The following is an 18,634-nucleotide window of genomic DNA, read 5'->3' as shown; positions in this document are numbered from 1 at the left end:
CGTCGCGCGGACCCCCACCCCGCTCACTGCGTTCGCGACCCTCCCCACAAGGGGGAGGGTGAATAGCGGCAGATTGCCGCTGCGGAAGGCGGGCAGTACGCTCTTTGCCCGACGCGGTGTTTGCAACATCCGAATGAAATTGGTAAAAGATTTTTACCAGCCAAGCGGAGAACGCCGCCGATGTCCGGCCTTGTCATGCCCAAGCCAGACGACGCCACTATGCGAAGGCGGGCGGAGATCGTCGCCGACATGCGCATCATCGTGCCGGGCGAGGGCGTCGTCGACGCCACCAATGAGATGCGCGCCTTCGAAAGCGACGGCCTCACCGCCTACCGGCAATTGCCGCTGGTCGTGGTGCTGCCGGAAACGGTGGCGCAGGTGTCGCGCATCTTGAAATACTGCAACGACCGCAACATCCGTGTCGTGCCGCGCGGCTCCGGAACCTCGTTGTCGGGCGGCGCGCTGCCGCTCGAGGATGCCGTGCTGCTGGTCATGAGCCGCTTCAACCGCATCCTTGCCATCGACTATCCCGACCGCATCGTCGTCGCTCAGCCAGGCGTTACCAATCTTGGCATCACCATTGCCGTCGAGCAGGAGGGCTTTTACTACGCCCCTGACCCATCCTCCCAGATCGCGTGCTCGATTGGCGGCAATGTCGCGGAAAATTCCGGCGGCGTGCACTGCCTGAAATACGGCCTGACCGCCAACAATGTGCTCGGCATCGAGATGGTGCTGATGAACGGCGAGGTGGTGCGCCTGGGCGGCAATCATCTGGACTCGGAAGGCTATGATCTCCTCGGCGTCATGACGGGGTCCGAAGGCCTGCTCGGCGTCGTCACCGAGGTCACCGTGCGCATCCTGAAAAAGCCGGAGACGGCCCGCGCTCTGCTGATCGGCTTTCCGACCAGCGAGCAGGGCGGCCAATGCGTCGCCGACATCATCGGCGCCGGCATTATCCCTGGCGGCATGGAGATGATGGACCGGCCGGCGATCCATGCCGCGGAAGATTTCGTCCATGCCGGCTACCCCCTTGATGTCGAGGCGCTGCTGATCGTCGAACTCGACGGGCCGGGCGTCGAGGTCGATCACCTGATCGGTCTCGTCGAAGCGATCGCCTATAGGAACGGCTCCACCACCTGTCGCATCTCGCAATCCGAACAGGAGCGGCTGAGTTTCTGGGCCGGCCGCAAGGCGGCCTTCCCGGCGGTCGGCCGCATCTCGCCCGACTATTACTGCATGGATGGCACCATCCCGCGCAAGGAATTGCCGCGTGTGCTCGCCGGCATGCGCGAACTGTCGGAGAAATACGGCCTTGGCGTCGCCAATGTCTTCCACGCCGGCGACGGCAATCTGCATCCGCTGATCCTCTACGACGCCAACGTGCCGGGCGAACTCGACAAGGCGGAAAGTTTTGGCGCCGACATCTTGCGGCTCTGCGTCAAGGTCGGCGGCGTCTTGACCGGCGAGCACGGCGTCGGCGTCGAGAAGCGCGACTTGATGCCTGAAATGTTCGACCAGATCGACCTCGATCAGCAAATGCGCGTCAAATGCGCCTTCGACCCCAATCATTTGCTCAACCCCGGCAAGGTGTTTCCACAACTGCGCCGCTGCGCGGAGCTTGGGCGCATGCACGTGCATCGCGGCCAGGTGGCGTTTCCGGACATTCCGAGGTTTTGATGGGGGCGGAATGTCTCACGTCGGCGATCCTTCGCGCCCCCCTCTGTCCTGCCGGACATCTCCCCCACAAGGGGGGAGATCACCAGTCATCTCTGCCTTCGCCAATCTTCGACGTTGCTAGAGAAGCGCGGTCGCCAAAGCTGCTAATCTCCCCCCAAGTGGGGGAGATGTCCGGCAGGACAGAGGGGGGCGCGAAGGAACTCGACCCATCTTCGCCATGACGACCTTCACCCCCACCACATCGGCCGAGATCCTCTCCACCGTCCAATGGGCGGCGGCGGAAGAGTCACCTTTGGAAATCATCGGCCACGGCTCCAAGCGCGGCATCGGCCGGCCACAGCAGAGCGAACACACGCTCGATCTTTCGAAGCTCACCGGCGTCACGCTCTACGAGCCGGCCGAGTTGGTACTGTCGGCCAAGGCCGGCACGCCGCTTTCCGAGATCGAAAACCTGCTCGCCGAAAGCGGCCAGCAACTCGCCTTCGAACCGATGGATTACGGTCCTTTACTCGGCGGCGAGCCCGGCAAGGGCACGATCGGCAGCGTGCTCGCCGCGAACCTGTCCGGCCCGCGCCGGCTGAAGGCGGGGGGTGCACGAGACCATATTCTGGGAATCAATGCGGTTGCCGGACGCGGCGAGGCCTTCAAGTCCGGCGGCCGCGTCGTCAAGAATGTCACCGGCTACGATCTGTCGAAGCTGATGGCCAACAGCTGGGGCACGCTGGCCGTGTTCACCGATGTCACCTTCAAGGTGCTGCCGGCGGCCGAGACCGAGGTGACGCTTGCCATGCGCGGCCTACTCGACGATGCCGCCTCTGCCGCCATGGCGCTGGCGCTCGGCTCCAGCGCCGAAGTGTCGAGCGCGGCCCATCTGCCCGAACGCATCGCCGCGCGCGTTGCCGGGGGCAGTCTAGGCACTGACGCTGCAACGCTGCTGCGCGTCGAAGGGTTTGGCCCATCGGTCGCCTATCGCATCGAGGCACTGAAGACCCTGCTGAAAAATGCCGGCCCGCTGCAGGAGATCGCAGGCGAGACATCGCATACCCTCTGGCGTGACATAAGGGACTGCACGCCATTCGCCGACCGTAGCGAAAAGCCGGTCTGGCGCGTCTCCATGGCGCCGTCTCAGGCCCATCAGATGGTGCTGACGCTGCGCATGCAGATCGGTGTCAGCGCCTTCTACGACTGGCAGGGCGGGCTGGTCTGGCTGCGCATGGAGCAGGGCGATCCCGAGGCCGCCCTGCTGCGCGGGCTGATCAGAAAGCATCGCGGCGGCCACGCGACGCTGGTGCGCGCCACCCCTTCGTATCGCGCCGCCGTTCCGGTGTTCGAGCCGCAGGCGCCGCATCTGGCCGCACTGTCGGCGCGCATGAAGGCCGAGTTCGATCCTAAGACCATCCTGAACCCAGGCCGCATGGCCCAAGGCTAAGATAATGCAAACTAACTTCTCCCTTGCCCAGCTCGCCGATCCGCATGTCGCGGAATCGGAGAAGATCCTGCGCAAATGCGTGCATTGCGGCTTCTGCACCGCCACCTGCCCGACCTATGTGACGCTTGGCAACGAACTGGATTCGCCGCGCGGCCGCATCTATCTCATCAAGGACATGCTGGAGAATGGCCGCCCGGCCGACAAGGAGATCGTCACCCATATCGACCGCTGCCTGTCCTGCCTCGCCTGCATGACGACCTGCCCGTCGGGCGTCAATTACATGCACTTGGTCGACCATGCCCGCGCCCATATCGAGGAAACTTACAAGCGGCCGCTGCTCGACCGGCTCACCCGCGCCATGCTGGCCTTCGTGCTGCCCTATCCCGCGCGCTTTCGCGCCGCGCTGAAATTGGCGAGACTCGGCAAGCCATTCATTCGTCTGTTCGAAAAGGTGTCGGCCCTGAAGCCGCTCAGCGCGATGCTGAAGCTGGCACCGGCCTCGATCCCGACGGTCTCGCCAATGGCCTCTTCCGGCATTCATGCCGGGCAGGGGACGAAGAGAGGCCGCGTCGCCATCCTCACCGGCTGCGCCCAATCGGTACTCGACCCCGCCATCAACGAGACGACGATTGCATTGCTGACCAGGCTTGGCGTCGAGGTCGTGGTGCCGCAGGGCGAAGCCTGCTGTGGCGCGCTGGTCCATCATATGGGCCGCGAGGCAGCAGCCCTTGCCTCGGCCCGGCAGAATGTCGATGCGTGGACGCGTGCCATCGACCAGGGCGGGCTCGATGCCATCGTCATCACCGCGTCCGGCTGCGGCACAACGATCAAGGACTACGGCTTCATGCTGCGCCTCGATCCGGCCTATGCCGACAAGGCCGCGCGGGTCTCGGCGCTGGCCAGGGACATTACCGAATATCTCGCAAGCCTCGACCTGCCCGAGCCGGTGCGCAAACCCGGCACCGTCGTCGCCTATCACTCCGCCTGCTCGATGCAGCACGGCCAGAAGATCACCCGCCAGCCGAAGGAATTGCTGTCCAAGGCGGGCTTCGTCGTGCGCGAACCGCGCGAGGGGCATCTGTGCTGCGGCTCCGCCGGCACCTACAACATCCTGCAGCCGGAGATTTCCGCAAGGTTGCGTGACCGCAAGGTGAAGAACATCGAGGCGACCGACGCCGAAATCGTCGCCACCGGCAACATCGGCTGCATCACCCAGATCGCTTCCGCCGCGAAGCTGCCGGTGGTGCACACGATCAAGCTGCTCGACTGGGCCTATGGTGGTCCGAAGCCGGAGGGCGTCTCCGAAGGAAACCTGGTCGCCGCCGAGTAAGCAGCTATTCCGCTGCCAGCCGGTCCACCACGCCATACGTCGCCTGGTAGCGCGCGCGCTGGCGGCTGAGCGCGACCATTGTGTTGCGCAAGAGGATCGCCACAGTGATCGGGCCGACGCCGCCCGGCACCGGCGTGATCCAGGACGCGACTTCCTTCACGCTCTCGGTGTCGACGTCGCCGACGATGCGGCTCGTGCCGTCCGGGCCGATCTCGGAATTGATGCCGATGTCGATGACGGCCGCACCGGGCTTCACCATGTCGGCCTTGATCAGCCGCGGCTTGCCGACGGCGACGAACAGCGCATCGGCGCGGCGCGCATGTGCCGCCACCGAGCGCGTCATGTGATGGCACACCGTCACCGTTGCTCCTTCGCTCATCAGCAGGAAGGCAATCGGCTTGCCGACGATCTCGGAATGGCCGACGACGACGACTTCGAGCCCCTTGAGGTCGAGGCCGGTTTCCTTGAGCAGCTCGACCGAGGCCGCAGCCGTGCAAGGCGCGAGGTCGAGCTGATTGTAGACGATATTGCCGATCGACGCCGGATGCATGCCCTCGACGTCCTTCAGTGGATGCACCGCCGCTTGCAGCGTCTTGATCGGGATATGCGCCGGCACCGGCCGCTGGATGATGATGCCGGTGACGCGCGGGTCGGCGTTCAGGCCGTGGATCGCCGCCTCGAGTTCGCCGGCGCTGATGTCGGCGGGGAACCGCCGCTCCTCGAAACCGATGCCGGCAAGCGCGGCCTTGGCGCGCTGGTTGCGCACATAGACATCGACGGCAGCGGTATCGCCGACGGTGATCGACACCAGCTTGGGCGGAAAACCTTCGGCGGTGGCGATGGCGGCATCCTCGCGCACGGATGCCATGATGCGCTGGGCGACCGGGCCGCCCCGGAGATAGCGGCTATCGTCTGGCGGAGACATGGCTGAACCTTTGCAGCGAGTTTGGCGCAGGGGAGTTTGGCCGTCCCTATAGCAGGGGAAATGCGGCAAGGCAGCGTGAAAGCGAACCGTCGTCCCCCTGGCGCGACGTTCTGGCGCAGCCTGGCTCAGCTACCGCCGCAAAGAGAAAGGGCAGCGCGGTTTCCCAGGCTGCCCTTTCCTGACTGGCCGCATCCCCACACGGCCCGTCCCCCGTAAACTCTTCCCGACCCTGAAGGTCTAACCTTCTGGACCAGATGATTCGGTAGCCGATTATATCACGACCACGGTCGTTCCAACATTGACCCTCTCGTAAAGGTCAACCACGTCCTCGTTGCGCATGCGGATGCAGCCGGAAGACACCGAGCCGCCGATGGTCCATGGCTGGTTGGTGCCGTGGATGCGGTATTCCGTCGTGCCGAGATAGAGCGCGCGGGCGCCAAGCGGGTTTTCCTCGCCGCCGGCCAGATAGGTCGGGAGGTAGCGGCCCTTGGCGGCCTCGCGCTTGATCATCTCCGCTGGCGGGCGCCAGTCCGGCCAGACGCGCTTGTTGGTGATCTTGTGCGTGCCAGACCATTCGAAGCCAGGCTTGCCTGTGCCGACGCCATAGCGCCGCGCCTTGCCGTTCTTCTCGACCAGGAACAGGAAGTTCTGCGTCGTATCGATGACGATCGTGCCCGGCTTCTGCGGGCCGTCATAGGCGACTTCCTGCGGCAGGTAGAGCGGATTGATCTGCGGCCGCATCACCACGCGCTTGGCCGGCGCCTGCACGGAAGCAGTGCGCACCCGATCGGGTCGCGCCGGCTGCGCATAGCGAAGTCGCGGCTGCTGGACCACCTGTCGGCTCTGCCGCACGATGCCGGGCGCCCGGCCAAGCTGCAGCACCCAGGGTGCGGAAAGGTCGGGGCTCACCATCACCGGCGGCCTGTCGGCATAGCGGTCGTTGGCGGCAGAAGAGGTGACGCCGGCGGCCAGAATGGCCACGGCGCCGAGCACGGAACGCAAAAAGATCTTCATCGGAACGCACCTTGATCGTCGAACGGACGGAGGCGGAACTTGCCCCCGGTTGCGCGATCCTTGGCGCGAAGCGGCAACCGAAACATGAATCGGAATGCGTAAAATGCCGCTTTGTCAGTAAACCTTTTGGTGTGGTTACCGTCGGGTTCAGGAATCTGGTAAAGCCGCGGTAAATGCAGCGCGAAAGCGCGTTAACGGATGGATTGGCCATGGCGCAAGACAACACCGGACTGCTTACCGGCTCCGACGGGATCACGCGCTGCTTCTGGCACGGCAATCTGCCGGACTATCTGCACTACCACGACCATGAATGGGGCCGGCCGGTCGCCGACGACCGCAGGCTGTTCGAAAAAATCTGCCTGGAAGGCTTTCAGTCCGGCCTGTCCTGGCTGACCATTCTGCGCAAGCGCGAGAATTTCCGCGAGGCCTTCGCCGGTTTCGACTTCGACAAGGTCGCTGCCTTCACCGACGAGGATGTCGAGCGCCTGGTCGCCAATGTCGGCATCATCCGCCACCGCGGCAAGATCGTCTCGACCATCAACAACGCCAAACGCGCGCGCGAAATGGTGGATGAATTCGGCTCGCTGGCCGCCTGGTTCTGGAAGTTCGAGCCGGGGCCGGAGGAGCGGCCGGAGATCGTCGACCTCGCCCACCTGCGGGCCAACCCGACGACAGCGGTCTCGATCAGGATTTCGAAGGAGTTGAAAAAGCGCGGCTGGAGCTTTGTCGGACCGACGACGGTCTATGCCTTCATGCAAGCGATGGGTCTGGTCAACGACCATCTCGAGGGGTGTGTTTGCCGGGAGCAGGTGGAGAAGGAACGCAAGGCCTTTAAGAGGCCGAAGTAGGGCGCTGTCCCCCTACCTCCCCCTTGTGGGGTGGTCGCGCCGAAGGCGCGGGTGGGGGTATCTTGGCGCCGCACCCCCACCCCGACGCTACGCGTCGACCCTCCCCACAAGGGGGAGGGTAAGGAACTCACGTCCCGCTGGCGCCCGTCAGAAAAAACCCGGCGACAATCGCCGCCAGTGCCGCAAAGGCCGGATAAATCACCAGCAATCCAGTCATCAGCGCCTCGCGCATGGTCGAACCCTTGCGCTCGTCGGCAGTGACCTCAAACGGACCGGGGCTCGCCGTCACCTGCGCACGGCTCTCGGCCGGCCGCAGCCGGACTTCATGCAAGCCGTCGTCTCTGATATCGAATTTGCGTGCCGCAGTCATGGCCCCAACCCTTTGTTTCGGCGCGCTTATCGGCTCTGATTGTGTCGGCACGATGCCGCGCCGATGGCGGAATTGTTTCCTTTTGGTGCGTTTTGTTTCGAAGGAGAAGGAAAGAGCGCAAACCCTTGCCGCACCAAGCCGCTTCGGTTAGGACACGCCGACTCCAAATAAGTCATCGATTACTTAGCGAAAAGACCCATCCCATGGCCGACAAATCGGAAAAGACGAAAGCGCGGCTGCCGCGCGGCTTTGCCGACCGCAGCGCCGACGATATCCGCGCCGTCGAGAAGATGATGGCGACGATCCGTTCGGTCTATGAGCTCTACGGTTTCGAGCCGGCCGACCAGCCGCTGATCGAATACACCGATGCGCTCGGCAAGTTCCTGCCCGACCAGGACCGGCCTAATGAGGGCGTATTTTCTTTCCAGGACGATGATGAGCAGTGGCTGTCGCTGCGCTACGACCTGACCGCGCCGACGGCGCGCTACGTCGCCGAGAATTTTGAGAAGCTGCCGAAACCCTATCGCAGCTACCGCTCCGGCTGGGTGTTCCGCAACGAAAAGCCCGGCCCGGGCCGCTTCCGCCAGTTCATGCAATTCGACGCCGACACGATCGGTACGCCGGGCGTCGCAGCCGACGCCGAGATGGCCATGATGATGGCCGACGTGATGGAAGCGCTTGGCATCAAGCGCGGCGACTACGTCATTCGCGTCAACAACCGCAAGGTGCTTGACGGCGTGCTGGAGGCGATCGGCCTTGGCGGTGACAACAATGCCGGCCGCCGGCTGACCGTGCTGCGCGCCATCGACAAGCTGGACAAGCTCGGGCCGGAAGGCGTGAAGCTTCTGCTTGGGCCGGGCCGATGGGATGGCGGCAAGGAAGGCGAGGGCGACTTCGCCAAGGGCGCTGGTTTGGACGACGGGCAAGCTGAAGCAGTTCTTCTCGCCACGGCAAGGAACGCACAGGTCGACCAGGTTTCCATAGTGAGCTCGAACTCGACTTACCAAGAAGGCGTCGGCGAGCTCGCGACGATTGAAGCCCTGGTCAGGGCGGCCGGATATGGCGAAGATCGCATCGCCATGGACCGCTCCGTCGTGCGTGGCCTCGAATACTACACCGGCCCGGTTTTCGAGGCCGAGCTTCTGGCCGAAATCCCCAACGAAGACGGCCAGATCGTGCGCTTCGGTTCGGTCGGTGGTGGCGGCCGCTATGACGGGCTGGTCTCGCGCTTCCGTGGCGAGCCGGTGCCGGCGACCGGCTTTTCGATCGGCGTCTCCCGCCTGATGACGGCGCTGAAGAACCTCGGCAAGCTGGACACCACCGATGTCATCGCGCCGGTCGTCGTGCTGGTGATGGACAAGGATACGGAAAGCCTCGGTCGCTACCAGAAGATGGTGGCCGATCTGCGCGCGGCCGGCATCCGCTCCGAAATGTATCTCGGCGGCGCCGGCATGAAGGCGCAGCTGAAATACGCCGACCGCCGCGGTAGCCCGGTCGCGATCATCCAGGGCGGCGATGAGCGCGCCAAGGGCGAGTTGCAGATCAAGGATCTGATCGAAGGCGCGCGCATGTCCGCTGAAATCGCCGACAACGCTGAATGGCGGGCTGCCCGCCCGGCGCAGGTGACGGTGGCGGAGGGAGAGCTGGTCGCCGAGGTGAGGAAGATTTTGGCGGTGCAGGCCGCTGACCGTGCGAAGGGTGGCGCTTGAACGCCCCCCTCTGGCCTGCCGGCCATCTCCCCCTCAAGGGGGGAGATTGGATGTCGCGCATGGTTTCGCCAATCTCCGGCGTTGAAGAAGAGGCGCTGCGCTCCGAGCTGCCAATCTCCCCCCTTGAGGGGGAGATGGCCGGCAGGCCAGAGGGGGGTGCCTCGCGCCACGCATGACCTCCCGCTATCCCGCCATCGCATCCGAAATCACCAAGCTCTTCGCCACCCGCAACACCCATGCGGTTGAGGTCGCGGTGCTGCAGCCGGCCGACCCATTCCTCGATATGGCCGGCGAGGATCTGCGCCGCCGCATCTTTCTCACCGAAAGCGAGACCGGCAAGACGCTGTGTCTGCGGCCCGAATTCACCATCCCCGTCTGCCTCGACCACATCGCCTCGCAGGCCGGCACGCCGCGCCGCTATTCCTATCTCGGCGAAGTGTTCCGCCAGCGCCGCGAGGGCGGCAACGAGTTCTTTCAGGCCGGCATCGAGGATCTCGGCGACCGCGATACAGCCGAGGCCGATGCGCGTTCGCTGGCCGATGCGCACGCGCTGCTGCAGCTGGTGCTGCCGGCGCAACCTCTTGCGATCACGCTCGGCGACCAGACCATCTTCGAGGCGGTGCTGGCAGCACTCGGCTTGCCGCGCGGCTGGCGCATGCGGCTTGCGCGCGCCTTCGGCTCGGCGCCGATGCTGCAGGCAGCACTCGCCGATCTCGCCAACCCGCCGCGCAACGGTCAGCTTGACGGCGATGTCGCGGCCCTTGTGCTCGATGGCGATCTCGAAGCGCTTTCCGCCCACATCGCCGGCGGCATGGAAGGGGCCGGCCTGTCGGGCTCCGGCGGGCGCGCGCCGGCGGACATTGCCCGGCGGCTGATCGAAAAGGCCGAACTGCGCAGCGTGCGGTTGTCGAACGAAGCGTTTGCGGCGCTCAGGGATTTTCTCGCCATCGACGTGCCGCTCGACGGCGCGAGTGCTGCGCTCGAAAGTTTTGCGGCCTCTGCCGGGCTTTCGCTGGGCGCGGCGCTGGAAAAATTCGCCGCCCGCGCCAAAGCCATCGAGGCACATGGCCTGCCTGCAAAGACGATCCGCTACGACGCTGCCTTCGGCCGTCCGCTGGATTACTACACCGGCATCGTCTTCGAGATCGCAGCACTTGGTGGCGAGCGGCCGCTGGCCGGCGGCGGTCGCTACGACCGGCTGCTGACCCTGCTCGGCGCCAAGACGCCGATCCCCGGCGTCGGCTTCTCCGTCTGGCTCGACCGCATCGAAGCGCTGCGGGGAGAGCCGCAATGATCACGCTGGCGATCCCATCGAAAGGCCGGCTCAAGGAGCAGGCCTTGGAGGTACTGGCCAGGGCCGGGCTTGCCGTCAGCCTGCCCGGCGATGAGCGCCAGTACCGCGCCCGCATCGACGGCACTGAGGGCATCGAGGTGGCGTTCCTGTCGGCGTCCGAAATCGCCGGCGAGATTGGGCAAGGTTCGGTCGACCTCGGCATTACCGGCGAGGATCTGCTGCGCGAAAACCTCGCCGACTGGGAAGCGCGCGCCGAAATCGTCGCTCGCCTCGGCTTCGGCCATGCCGATGTCGTGGTCGCGGTGCCCGGCATCTGGCTCGACGTCGATACCATGGCCGATCTCGACGATGTCGCCGCCGATTTCCGCCAGCGCCACGGCAGGCGGCTGAGGATCGCAACCAAATACTGGCGGCTGACGCAACAATTCTTCTCGCAAAAGCACGGCATCCAGGTTTACCGCATCGTCGAAAGCCTCGGCGCTACCGAAGGCGCGCCGGCGGCAGGCCTTGCCGATGTCATCGTCGACATCACCACCACCGGCTCGACCCTACGCGCCAACCATCTCAAGGTGCTGGCCGATGGGGTTGTGCTGAAGTCGCAGGCCTGCCTCGTGGCTGCCAGGAAAGATCGTGCTGCTGCGGATGAGGCGCTAGTGCGGGAAATAGCCGCGAAGATGAGCGCGCTCCCTCCCCCTTGAGGGGAGGGTGGACAGCCGCCAAAGGCGGATGGACGGGTGGGGTCGCTCCGGCAGTGCTCGACGCGAGACGACCCAAGCCGGGTCGACCGTGAGCAAGGAAGTCGAGCACTTCGCCGAGGACCCCACCGCCTCGCTTCGCGAGGCACCCTCCCCGCGAGGGGGAGGGGAACCGCCTCTACTTTCCACCATCCCATCAGGCTGCTAGGCTCACTCATCGGGAGGAGACGGCGATGGCGATCAATCTCGACGAGCTCAAGAACGCCACCAATCTGCGCGGGCGCGGCAGGGCGTTCATCGCCCCGCTCGACGGCCGCGCGCATGTCTCCGGCGAGCGCACCCCGCCGCTGCTCGACAAGACGATCCCCCAGCTTTTCTCCGACACGGTCGGCAGATACGCCACGCAGGATGCTGCCGTCTTCGTCGGCCAGGACAAGCGCTTCACCTGGAGCGAATTGTCGGACACGGTCGATACGCTCGCCGCCGGCTTCCTGGCGCTCGGCCTCGAAAAAGGCGACCGTGTCGGCATCTGGTCGCCCAACCGCTGGGAATGGCTGGTCACCCAATTCGCCACCGCTCGCATCGGCCTGATCCTGGTCAACATCAACCCGGCCTACCGGCTGACCGAGCTCGAATATGCCCTCAACAAGGTCGGCTGCAAGGCGCTGGTCACCGCCGCCAGTTTCAAGACCTCCGACTATCTCGGCATGATCGAGACGCTGGCGCCGGAGCTCGCCAAGGCCACCCCCGGCAAGCTCAAGGCGCAGAAATTGCCGGCGCTGAAGATCGTCATCCGCATGGGCGATGACAACTCGCCCGGCATGTTCAATTTCGCCGACGTGCTGTCGATGGCCGGCCGTGACGAGCATGACAGCCTCGACCGCATCTCCGAAGGGCTGAAGCCGGGCGAAGCCATCAACATCCAGTTCACATCAGGCACGACGGGCGCGCCCAAGGGCGCGACGCTGACCCACACCAACATCGTCAACAACGGCAATTTCGTCACCGCGGCAATCAGGCTCACCGTCGACGACCGGCTCTGCATCCCGGTGCCGCTCTATCACTGCTTCGGCATGTCGATGGGCACGATGGGCTGCGTCACCAAGGGCGCGACCATGGTTTTCCCGGGCGAGGGTTTTGACGCCGGCGCCACGCTGAAGGCGGTGGCGCAGGAACGCTGCACCGGCCTCTACGGCGTACCGACCATGTTCGTCGCCATGCTCGACCATGCGGATTTCGCCAGCTTCGATCTCTCCAGCCTGCGCACCGGCATCATGGCGGGCTCACCATGCCCGATCGAGGTGATGAAGAAGGTGGTGACGCTGATGCATATGGAAGAGGTGACCATCGCCTACGGCATGACCGAGACCAGCCCGGTCTCGTTCCAGAGCAGCGTCGACGATCCGCTGGAAAAACGCGTCTCCACTGTCGGCCGCATCCATCCGCATGTCGAGGTCAAGGCCATCGACGCCGACGGCGCCACCGTCGCGGTCGGCGCGCCGGGCGAGCTTTGCACACGCGGCTATTCCGTGATGAAGGGTTATTGGGACGACGCGGAAAAAACCCGCGAGGCGATCGACAGCGATGGCTGGATGCACACCGGTGATCTCGCCACCATCGACGCCGAGGGCTATTGCAACATTGTCGGCCGGGTCAAGGACATGGTCATCCGCGGCGGCGAAAACGTCTATCCCAGAGAGGTCGAGGAATTCCTCTACCGCCATCCCAAGGTCAAGGAGGTGCAGGTGTTCGGCATTCCCGACGCCAAATATGGCGAGGAGCTGTGCGCCTGGATCGTGCTGAAGCCCAACCAGATCGCCACCAAGCAGGAGATCAAGAATTTCTGCGCCGGCCAGATCGCCCACTACAAAATCCCCCGCTACATCCGCTTCCGCACCGAACTGCCGATGACGGTGACGGGCAAGCCGCAGAAGTTTCTGATGCGGGAAGCGATGGTGGAGGAACTGGGGCTGGTGGTGCAGAAGACGGCGTAGGGTGATCTAATTGCCTGCGTTACGAGACTGGATTGCCGCTGACAATGGTCGTTATCGGTAGCGTATTGGCGATTTCCCCTCAGGGCGAAACCGTTGACCACTTCCTAAATATATGACCACCTCGTAACGAAGCGTTTGCTTGCAGGTTGTACCATGGTGCCGGGAAACATGACCGGCTCAACAAAGGTGAGGAATGCCAAGCGTCAATCCTGACGTGCTAAAGTGGGCCCGCGAAACGGCCGGGTTCGATCTCGAAGGTGCAGCAAAAAGGCTGGGCCTCAAGGACACGCGTTCTGTCGCAGGTCCAGATCGTCTTGCGGCGTTGGAAAATGGCGATGGCGAACCTTCCCGGCCCTTGCTCCTAAAGATGGCAAAACACTACCGGCGCCCGTTGCTTGCGTTCTATCTGCCCGCACCCCCTAAGCGGGCGGAGCGTGGTGAGGATTTCCGCACCTTGCCGGTGGATTATGCTCGGCGAGACGAGGCATTAGTTGATGCTTTGCTGCGCGAAGTTAGGGCAAGACAAGAGATGGTTCGCTCCCTGCTCGAAGTTGAAGACGAGGCAAAAAAGCTGTCTTTCGTCGGAAGCTTCGACGCTAATGGCAGTACCAAGGCACTAGCAAAGGAAATTAAGGACGCTCTTAGTTTCAATCTTACTCAATTCAGGCGGGGTGGCCGAAATGACGCCTTCGCTTATTTGAGGAACCTCACCGAACAAATCGGTGTCTTCGTGCTGTTGATTGGGAATCTTGGAAGTCACCACAGTGCTCTTGACGTTGAGCTTTTTCGTGGGGTTGCCTTGGCGGATCCTATCGCGCCTTTCGTCGTCATAAACGATCAGGATAGTGAAGCAGCGTGGTCTTTTTCACTGCTGCATGAATTGGCGCATATCTGGATCGGCCGCACGGGAATCAGCGGCGCAAATCCTTCCACTGCAGTCGAGGTATTCTGCAACGACGTTGCTGGCCAAATCCTCATGCCCGAAGGTGAAGCTGGTCGTGAGGACGCTTTGCGCGGCGCGCCAACCGAACAAGTCATCGCTAGAATAAGGCAGCTCGCTGAGGCTTGGCGCGTGAGCCATTCTGCAGTCAACTATAAGCTGTTTCGCGAGGGCATTATTTCGCGCGAAGTGTGGGCCGAGATTAGTGGCATCTTTCGCCGCTTGTGGCTTCAGAACCGGGCGACCGCGCGAGAGCGAAATAAGGAGAACGAGAACGGACCCGATTATTATGTAGTCCGACGGCATAGGCTGGGTAACCGACTAGTGGCCCTTTCTGGGCGGATGCTTGCCGAGGGCGTTCTCTCGCCATCTATGGCGAGTCGAATCTTGGGCGTTAAGCCGACCAACGTTTACGCTCTGACGGGGTTGTCGACTGCTGGCACCTCTGGCCGCGCAGCTTGAGGGGGTAACGATTTATCTCCTCGATGCCAACGTCCTAATCACCGCCAAGAACTCGTATTACGCATTTGATCGCGTGCCCGAGTTCTGGGACTGGTTGCTGCATTGGGGTGAACAAGGTGCAATCAAGATTCCCGTCGAAATCCTCGAGGAAATCGTAGGGGGTACAGACGACCTGGCTCAATGGCTTGGTGACAAAGACAATAAGAATGCGCTTTGCCTCGAGGAAGAAGCCGATGTCGGGCGGGTTCAAGATGTCTTGGCGAACGGCTATGCCCATGACCTTACCGACGCCGAAATCATCAAGATCGGACGTGATCCTTTTCTGATATCGTATGCCATGTTTGCTCCGGATGTCCGGACGGTTATCACGACCGAAGTTTCAAAACCGGCAGCACAACGTGCAAATCGCAGAATTCCTGATGTCTGCAACCAAATGCATGTGGTATGGGGTGATAGTTTCTTGCTAGTTCGAGAGCTCAATTTCTCGACCAAATGGCGTGACCGCGTTTAGAGCATAGCTCATCGCTTCATCCATCGACCTAGTGTGCAAGCCCCTCACACCCCAGCACCGCCCCATCCAGCCCGCGAATGATCTTCGCCAGTTCCACGCACTCATCATGGCGCACCTTGTTGCGGCGCCAGGCGAGGCAGATCGTGCGTTGCGGCATCGGCTCCTGGAACGGCACGATCTTGAGGTCCGGCATGGCGCTGGCCGGCTTCGCCGCCATTTCGGGGATGAGCGTGACGCCCAGCCCATGCGCCACCATCTGCAGCAGTGTCGTCAGGCTGGTGGCGCCATAGCTTGCCATTGCCACCGGGCGCACGCTGCCGCATAGCGCCAGCGCCTGTTCGCGCAGGCAGTGGCCTTCCTCCAGCAGCATCAGCCGCTCCAGCGCCGGGCTTTCCGGCGGCACTGGCGGCGAGGCGAAGGCCGGGTCGCCCGACGGCACGGCGAGGAAGAAGCGGTCGGCGAACAGCTCTTCGGTGACCAGGCCGGGCTGGTCGAGCGGCAGCGCTGCGATGAAGGCGTCGAGCCGCCCCGTCGCCGTGTCCTCGACCAGCGACGCGGTCACCGCTTCGCGCAGTTCGAGTTGCAGCGAAGGAAAATGCCGTTTCAGCTCCGGCAGCACGTGCGGCAAAAGATACGGCGCCACCGTCGGAATGATGCCCAGCCGGAAGCGGCCTTCCATCGCCGGGCGGCCGCGCCTGGCCGTCGTTTCGACCTCGCTGATATCGCGCAGAATGCGCTCGATGCGCGGCAAAATCGCCAGCGCCTCCTCGGTCAGCCGCACCGTCTTGCCGCCGCGCTCGAACAGCCGGCAGTTCAGCCTTTGCTCCATCTCGGCGATCTGCGCGGACAGCGCCGGCTGGCTGACGCCGGCGAGTTTTGCGGCGCGGCCGAAATGCAGCGTTTGCGCCAAAGCCTCGAAATACTGCATCTGCCGCACCGTCAGGCCAACCATAAGGAAAACCTATCGCAACAAACAGGAAAGGCAATTTGTTTTTATCGAAGAGACGGCTTAGTCTGGAACTATTCCAGAGTGGCGCGGCTCCCGGCCGGCCCGGAAAAACCAACACATAAATCAGCAATTCGGAGGCCAAGATGGACGCGATGACCGACGACAACAGCGCCGGCAAATGCCCGGTCGCGCATGGAACCTCCGCCAGGACCAACCGCGACTGGTGGCCGAACCAGCTCGACATCGGCGTTCTCCACCAGCAGTCGAGCCTTTCGGACCCGATGGGCGAAGCTTTCGACTACGCCGCGGAGTTCAAGACGCTCGACCTCGACGCGGTGATCGAGGATTTGCACAAGGTGATGACGGATTCGCAGGATTGGTGGCCGGCCGATTTCGGCCATTACGGGCCGCTGTTCATCCGCATGGCCTGGCACAGCGCCGGCACCTATCGCATCGGCGACGGCCGGGGTGGCGCCGGTGCGGGCCAGCAGCGTTTCGCGCCGCTGAACAGCTGGCCGGACAACGCCAATCTCGACAAGGCGCGCCGGCTTTTGTGGCCGGTCAAGCAGAAATACGGCCGCAAGATCTCCTGGGCCGACCTGTTGATTCTCACCGGCAACGTCGCGCTGGAATCGATGGGCTTCAAGACCTTTGGCTTCGCCGGTGGCCGCGCCGATGTCTGGGAGCCCGAGCAGGATGTCGACTGGGGTTCGGAAACCAAGTGGCTCGACGACAAGCGCTATTCCGGCGACCGTGAGTTGCACGGCCATCTCGGCGCGGTGCAGATGGGCCTGATCTACGTCAACCCGGAAGGGCCGAACGGCAAGCCGGATCCGCTGGCCTCGGCCCGCGACATCCGCGAGACCTTCGCGCGCATGGCAATGAACGATGAGGAAACCGTGGCGCTGATCGCCGGCGGCCACACATTCGGCAAGACCCATGGCGCCGGTGATGCAACACTGGTCGGCGCCGAGCCGGAAGGCGCGGGCATCGAGGCGCAGGGCCTCGGCTGGTCGAGCAAGCATGCCACCGGCATTGCCGGCGATGCGATCACGTCCGGCCTCGAAGTTACCTGGACGACGACGCCGACCAAGTGGAGCAACAACTTCTTCGACAATCTCTTCAACTTCGAATGGGAGCTGACCAAGAGCCCGGCCGGGGCTCATCAGTGGACGCCGAAGGGCGGCTCTGGCGCGGTTACGGTGCCGGACGCGCACAATCCCTCGAAGCGTCATGCGCCGGCAATGCTGACCACCGACCTCGCGCTGCGGGCCGACCCGGCCTATGAGAAGATCTCGCGCCGCTTCCATGAGCATCCGGAGCAGTTCGCCGATGCCTTCGCCCGTGCCTGGTACAAGCTCACCCATCGCGACATGGGGCCGGTCGTGCGGTATCTCGGCCCGCTGGTGCCGAAGGAAGAGCTGATCTGGCAGGATCCGGTTCCGGCCGTCGACCATGAGCTGGTCAGCGACCAGGATATCGCATTGCTGAAGGCCAAGATCCTGGCTTCGGGCCTCAGCGTTTCGCAATTGGTCTCGACCGCCTGGGCCTCGGCCTCGACCTTCCGCAACTCCGACAAGCGCGGCGGCGCCAATGGCGCGCGCATTCGCCTGGCGCCGCAGAAGGACTGGGAGGTCAACCAGCCTGTCGAACTGGCCACCGTGCTGGCGAAGCTCGAAGCCATCCAGAACGAGTTCAACGCAGGCGGCAAGAAGGTCTCGGTGGCCGACCTCATCGTGCTCGGCGGCGTCGCCGCGGTCGAGAAAGCCGCAACGGATGGCGGCAATGCGGTGAAGGTTCCCTTCACGCCCGGCCGCACCGACGCCTCGCAGGCGCAGACCGACTTCCATTCCTTTGCGGCGCTCGAGCCCAAAATTGACGGCTTCCGCAACTATGTCAGGGGCAAACCGCCGATGACGGTTGAAGCCATGCTGGTCGACCGGGCGCAACTGCTCAGCCTGACGGCGCCGGAGATGACGGTGCTGGTTGGTGGCCTGCGCGTGCTCGGCGCCAACAGCGGCGGCTCGAAGCACGGTGTGTTGACCGACAGGCCGGGCACGCTGACGAACGACTTCTTCGTCAACCTGCTCTCGATGAGCACCATCTGGGATCCGGCCTCCGAGCCGGGCTCGCATGAGGTCTACGAAGCACGCGACCGCAAGACCAGGGCGGTCAAGTGGACCGCCACACGCGCCGACCTGATCTTCGGCTCGCATGCGCAGCTGCGCGCGCTGGCCGAGGTCTACGGGTCGGCGGATGCCGGGCAGAAATTCGTTGGCGATTTCGTCAAGGCGTGGACCAAGGTGATGAACGCCGACCGTTTCGACATCGCTGCCTGATACAACCTCCCAAACGAAGGGGGGGGGGCGCCGGCCCCCCCCCGGGGGTTTTGAAACATAGGAAAACAAGGAGTTTTGAGAATGGGGGGGTGGGGGGGCCCCCCCCCCAATAGCCGCCCCCCCACCCGGCCCCCCAGAACACACCCCC

The 18,634-nt window shown here is 63.8% G+C and carries 15 protein-coding genes; 11 read left to right on the top strand and 4 right to left on the bottom strand.

Annotated features, from left to right (window positions below; translation table 11 throughout):
• Positions 1–180 precede the first annotated feature (180 nt).
• The 3 genes from NKH54_RS19180 to glcF all read left to right on the top strand — a co-directional run bounded on the left by NKH54_RS19180 (position 181) and on the right by glcF (position 4,436).
• Entirely contained in the window at positions 181–1,677 is a 1,497-nt protein-coding gene (locus NKH54_RS19180; RefSeq protein ID WP_286439457.1) for an FAD-linked oxidase C-terminal domain-containing protein, read from the top strand.
• A 217-nt stretch (positions 1,678–1,894) separates the two neighbouring features.
• Entirely contained in the window at positions 1,895–3,106 is a 1,212-nt protein-coding gene (locus NKH54_RS19175) for an FAD-binding protein (RefSeq protein ID WP_023704472.1), read from the top strand.
• Positions 3,107–3,110: 4 nt separating this feature from the next.
• Positions 3,111–4,436, top strand: coding sequence for a glycolate oxidase subunit GlcF (gene glcF, locus NKH54_RS19170; protein WP_023704471.1), 1,326 nt, complete (start codon positions 3,111–3,113; stop codon positions 4,434–4,436).
• A 4-nt stretch (positions 4,437–4,440) separates the two neighbouring features.
• On the opposite strand, the gene NKH54_RS19165 is transcribed toward glcF, so the two are convergent.
• Together NKH54_RS19165 and NKH54_RS19160 are read right to left on the bottom strand one after the other, a co-directional pair.
• A complete protein-coding gene (locus tag NKH54_RS19165; RefSeq protein ID WP_023670547.1) occupies positions 4,441–5,361 on the bottom strand; it encodes a bifunctional 5,10-methylenetetrahydrofolate dehydrogenase/5,10-methenyltetrahydrofolate cyclohydrolase in 921 nt (306 codons plus the stop codon).
• 270 nt (positions 5,362–5,631) lie between these two features.
• Positions 5,632–6,375: a L,D-transpeptidase gene (locus NKH54_RS19160; protein WP_023686831.1), complete on the bottom strand. Its 744-nt coding sequence runs from the start codon at positions 6,373–6,375 to the stop codon at positions 5,632–5,634.
• A gap of 209 nt (positions 6,376–6,584) precedes the next feature.
• Here NKH54_RS19160 and NKH54_RS19155 point away from each other — a divergent pair, with 209 nt between their 5' ends.
• Positions 6,585–7,223, top strand: coding sequence for a DNA-3-methyladenine glycosylase I (locus NKH54_RS19155; RefSeq protein ID WP_023704470.1), 639 nt, complete (start codon positions 6,585–6,587; stop codon positions 7,221–7,223).
• 127 nt (positions 7,224–7,350) lie between these two features.
• Here NKH54_RS19155 and NKH54_RS19150 read toward each other — a convergent pair whose 3' ends face one another.
• A complete protein-coding gene (locus tag NKH54_RS19150; RefSeq protein WP_023704469.1) occupies positions 7,351–7,593 on the bottom strand; it encodes a hypothetical protein in 243 nt (80 codons plus the stop codon).
• Positions 7,594–7,796: 203 nt separating this feature from the next.
• Here NKH54_RS19150 and hisS point away from each other — a divergent pair, with 203 nt between their 5' ends.
• The 6 genes from hisS (at position 7,797) to NKH54_RS19120 (ending at position 15,198) form a co-directional block, all read left to right on the top strand.
• Positions 7,797–9,302, top strand: a complete 1,506-nt coding sequence (gene hisS, locus NKH54_RS19145; protein WP_353028734.1) for a histidine--tRNA ligase — start codon at positions 7,797–7,799, stop codon at positions 9,300–9,302.
• A gap of 172 nt (positions 9,303–9,474) precedes the next feature.
• Positions 9,475–10,596 carry an ATP phosphoribosyltransferase regulatory subunit gene (locus tag NKH54_RS19140; RefSeq protein ID WP_023704467.1) on the top strand — a complete coding sequence of 374 codons (1,122 nt, stop codon included), beginning with the start codon at positions 9,475–9,477 and terminating at the stop codon, positions 10,594–10,596.
• The gene (gene hisG, locus NKH54_RS19135) at positions 10,593–11,294 is read left to right on the top strand and encodes an ATP phosphoribosyltransferase (RefSeq protein ID WP_023701298.1); all 702 of its coding nucleotides are present in this window, start codon (positions 10,593–10,595) and stop codon (positions 11,292–11,294) included. Before NKH54_RS19140 ends, hisG begins: the two co-directional genes overlap by 4 nt.
• 230 nt (positions 11,295–11,524) lie before the next feature.
• Positions 11,525–13,285, top strand: a complete 1,761-nt coding sequence (locus NKH54_RS19130) for an AMP-binding protein (RefSeq protein ID WP_353028733.1) — start codon at positions 11,525–11,527, stop codon at positions 13,283–13,285.
• Positions 13,286–13,478: 193 nt separating this feature from the next.
• The gene (locus NKH54_RS19125; RefSeq protein WP_352463227.1) at positions 13,479–14,687 is read left to right on the top strand and encodes an ImmA/IrrE family metallo-endopeptidase; all 1,209 of its coding nucleotides are present in this window, start codon (positions 13,479–13,481) and stop codon (positions 14,685–14,687) included.
• On the top strand, positions 14,659–15,198 hold the full coding sequence (locus NKH54_RS19120; RefSeq protein ID WP_352463252.1) for a DUF4411 family protein: 540 nt from the start codon (positions 14,659–14,661) through the stop codon (positions 15,196–15,198). The genes NKH54_RS19125 and NKH54_RS19120 overlap by 29 nt, the downstream gene beginning before the upstream one ends.
• A gap of 28 nt (positions 15,199–15,226) precedes the next feature.
• Here the strand turns inward: NKH54_RS19120 and NKH54_RS19115 are convergent, their stop codons facing one another.
• On the bottom strand, positions 15,227–16,150 hold the full coding sequence (locus NKH54_RS19115; protein WP_353028732.1) for a hydrogen peroxide-inducible genes activator: 924 nt from the start codon (positions 16,148–16,150) through the stop codon (positions 15,227–15,229).
• Positions 16,151–16,290: 140 nt separating this feature from the next.
• Here NKH54_RS19115 and katG point away from each other — a divergent pair, with 140 nt between their 5' ends.
• On the top strand, positions 16,291–18,486 hold the full coding sequence (katG, locus tag NKH54_RS19110; RefSeq protein ID WP_353028731.1) for a catalase/peroxidase HPI: 2,196 nt from the start codon (positions 16,291–16,293) through the stop codon (positions 18,484–18,486).
• Positions 18,487–18,634: the final 148 nt, after the last annotated feature.

It is taken from the genome of Mesorhizobium sp. M1004 (assembly GCF_040318795.1).
Classification (GTDB): Bacteria; Pseudomonadota; Alphaproteobacteria; order Rhizobiales; family Rhizobiaceae; genus Mesorhizobium.
Note: the sequence above shows the minus strand (reverse complement) of the source record. Positions and strands in the feature narration are given on the sequence as shown.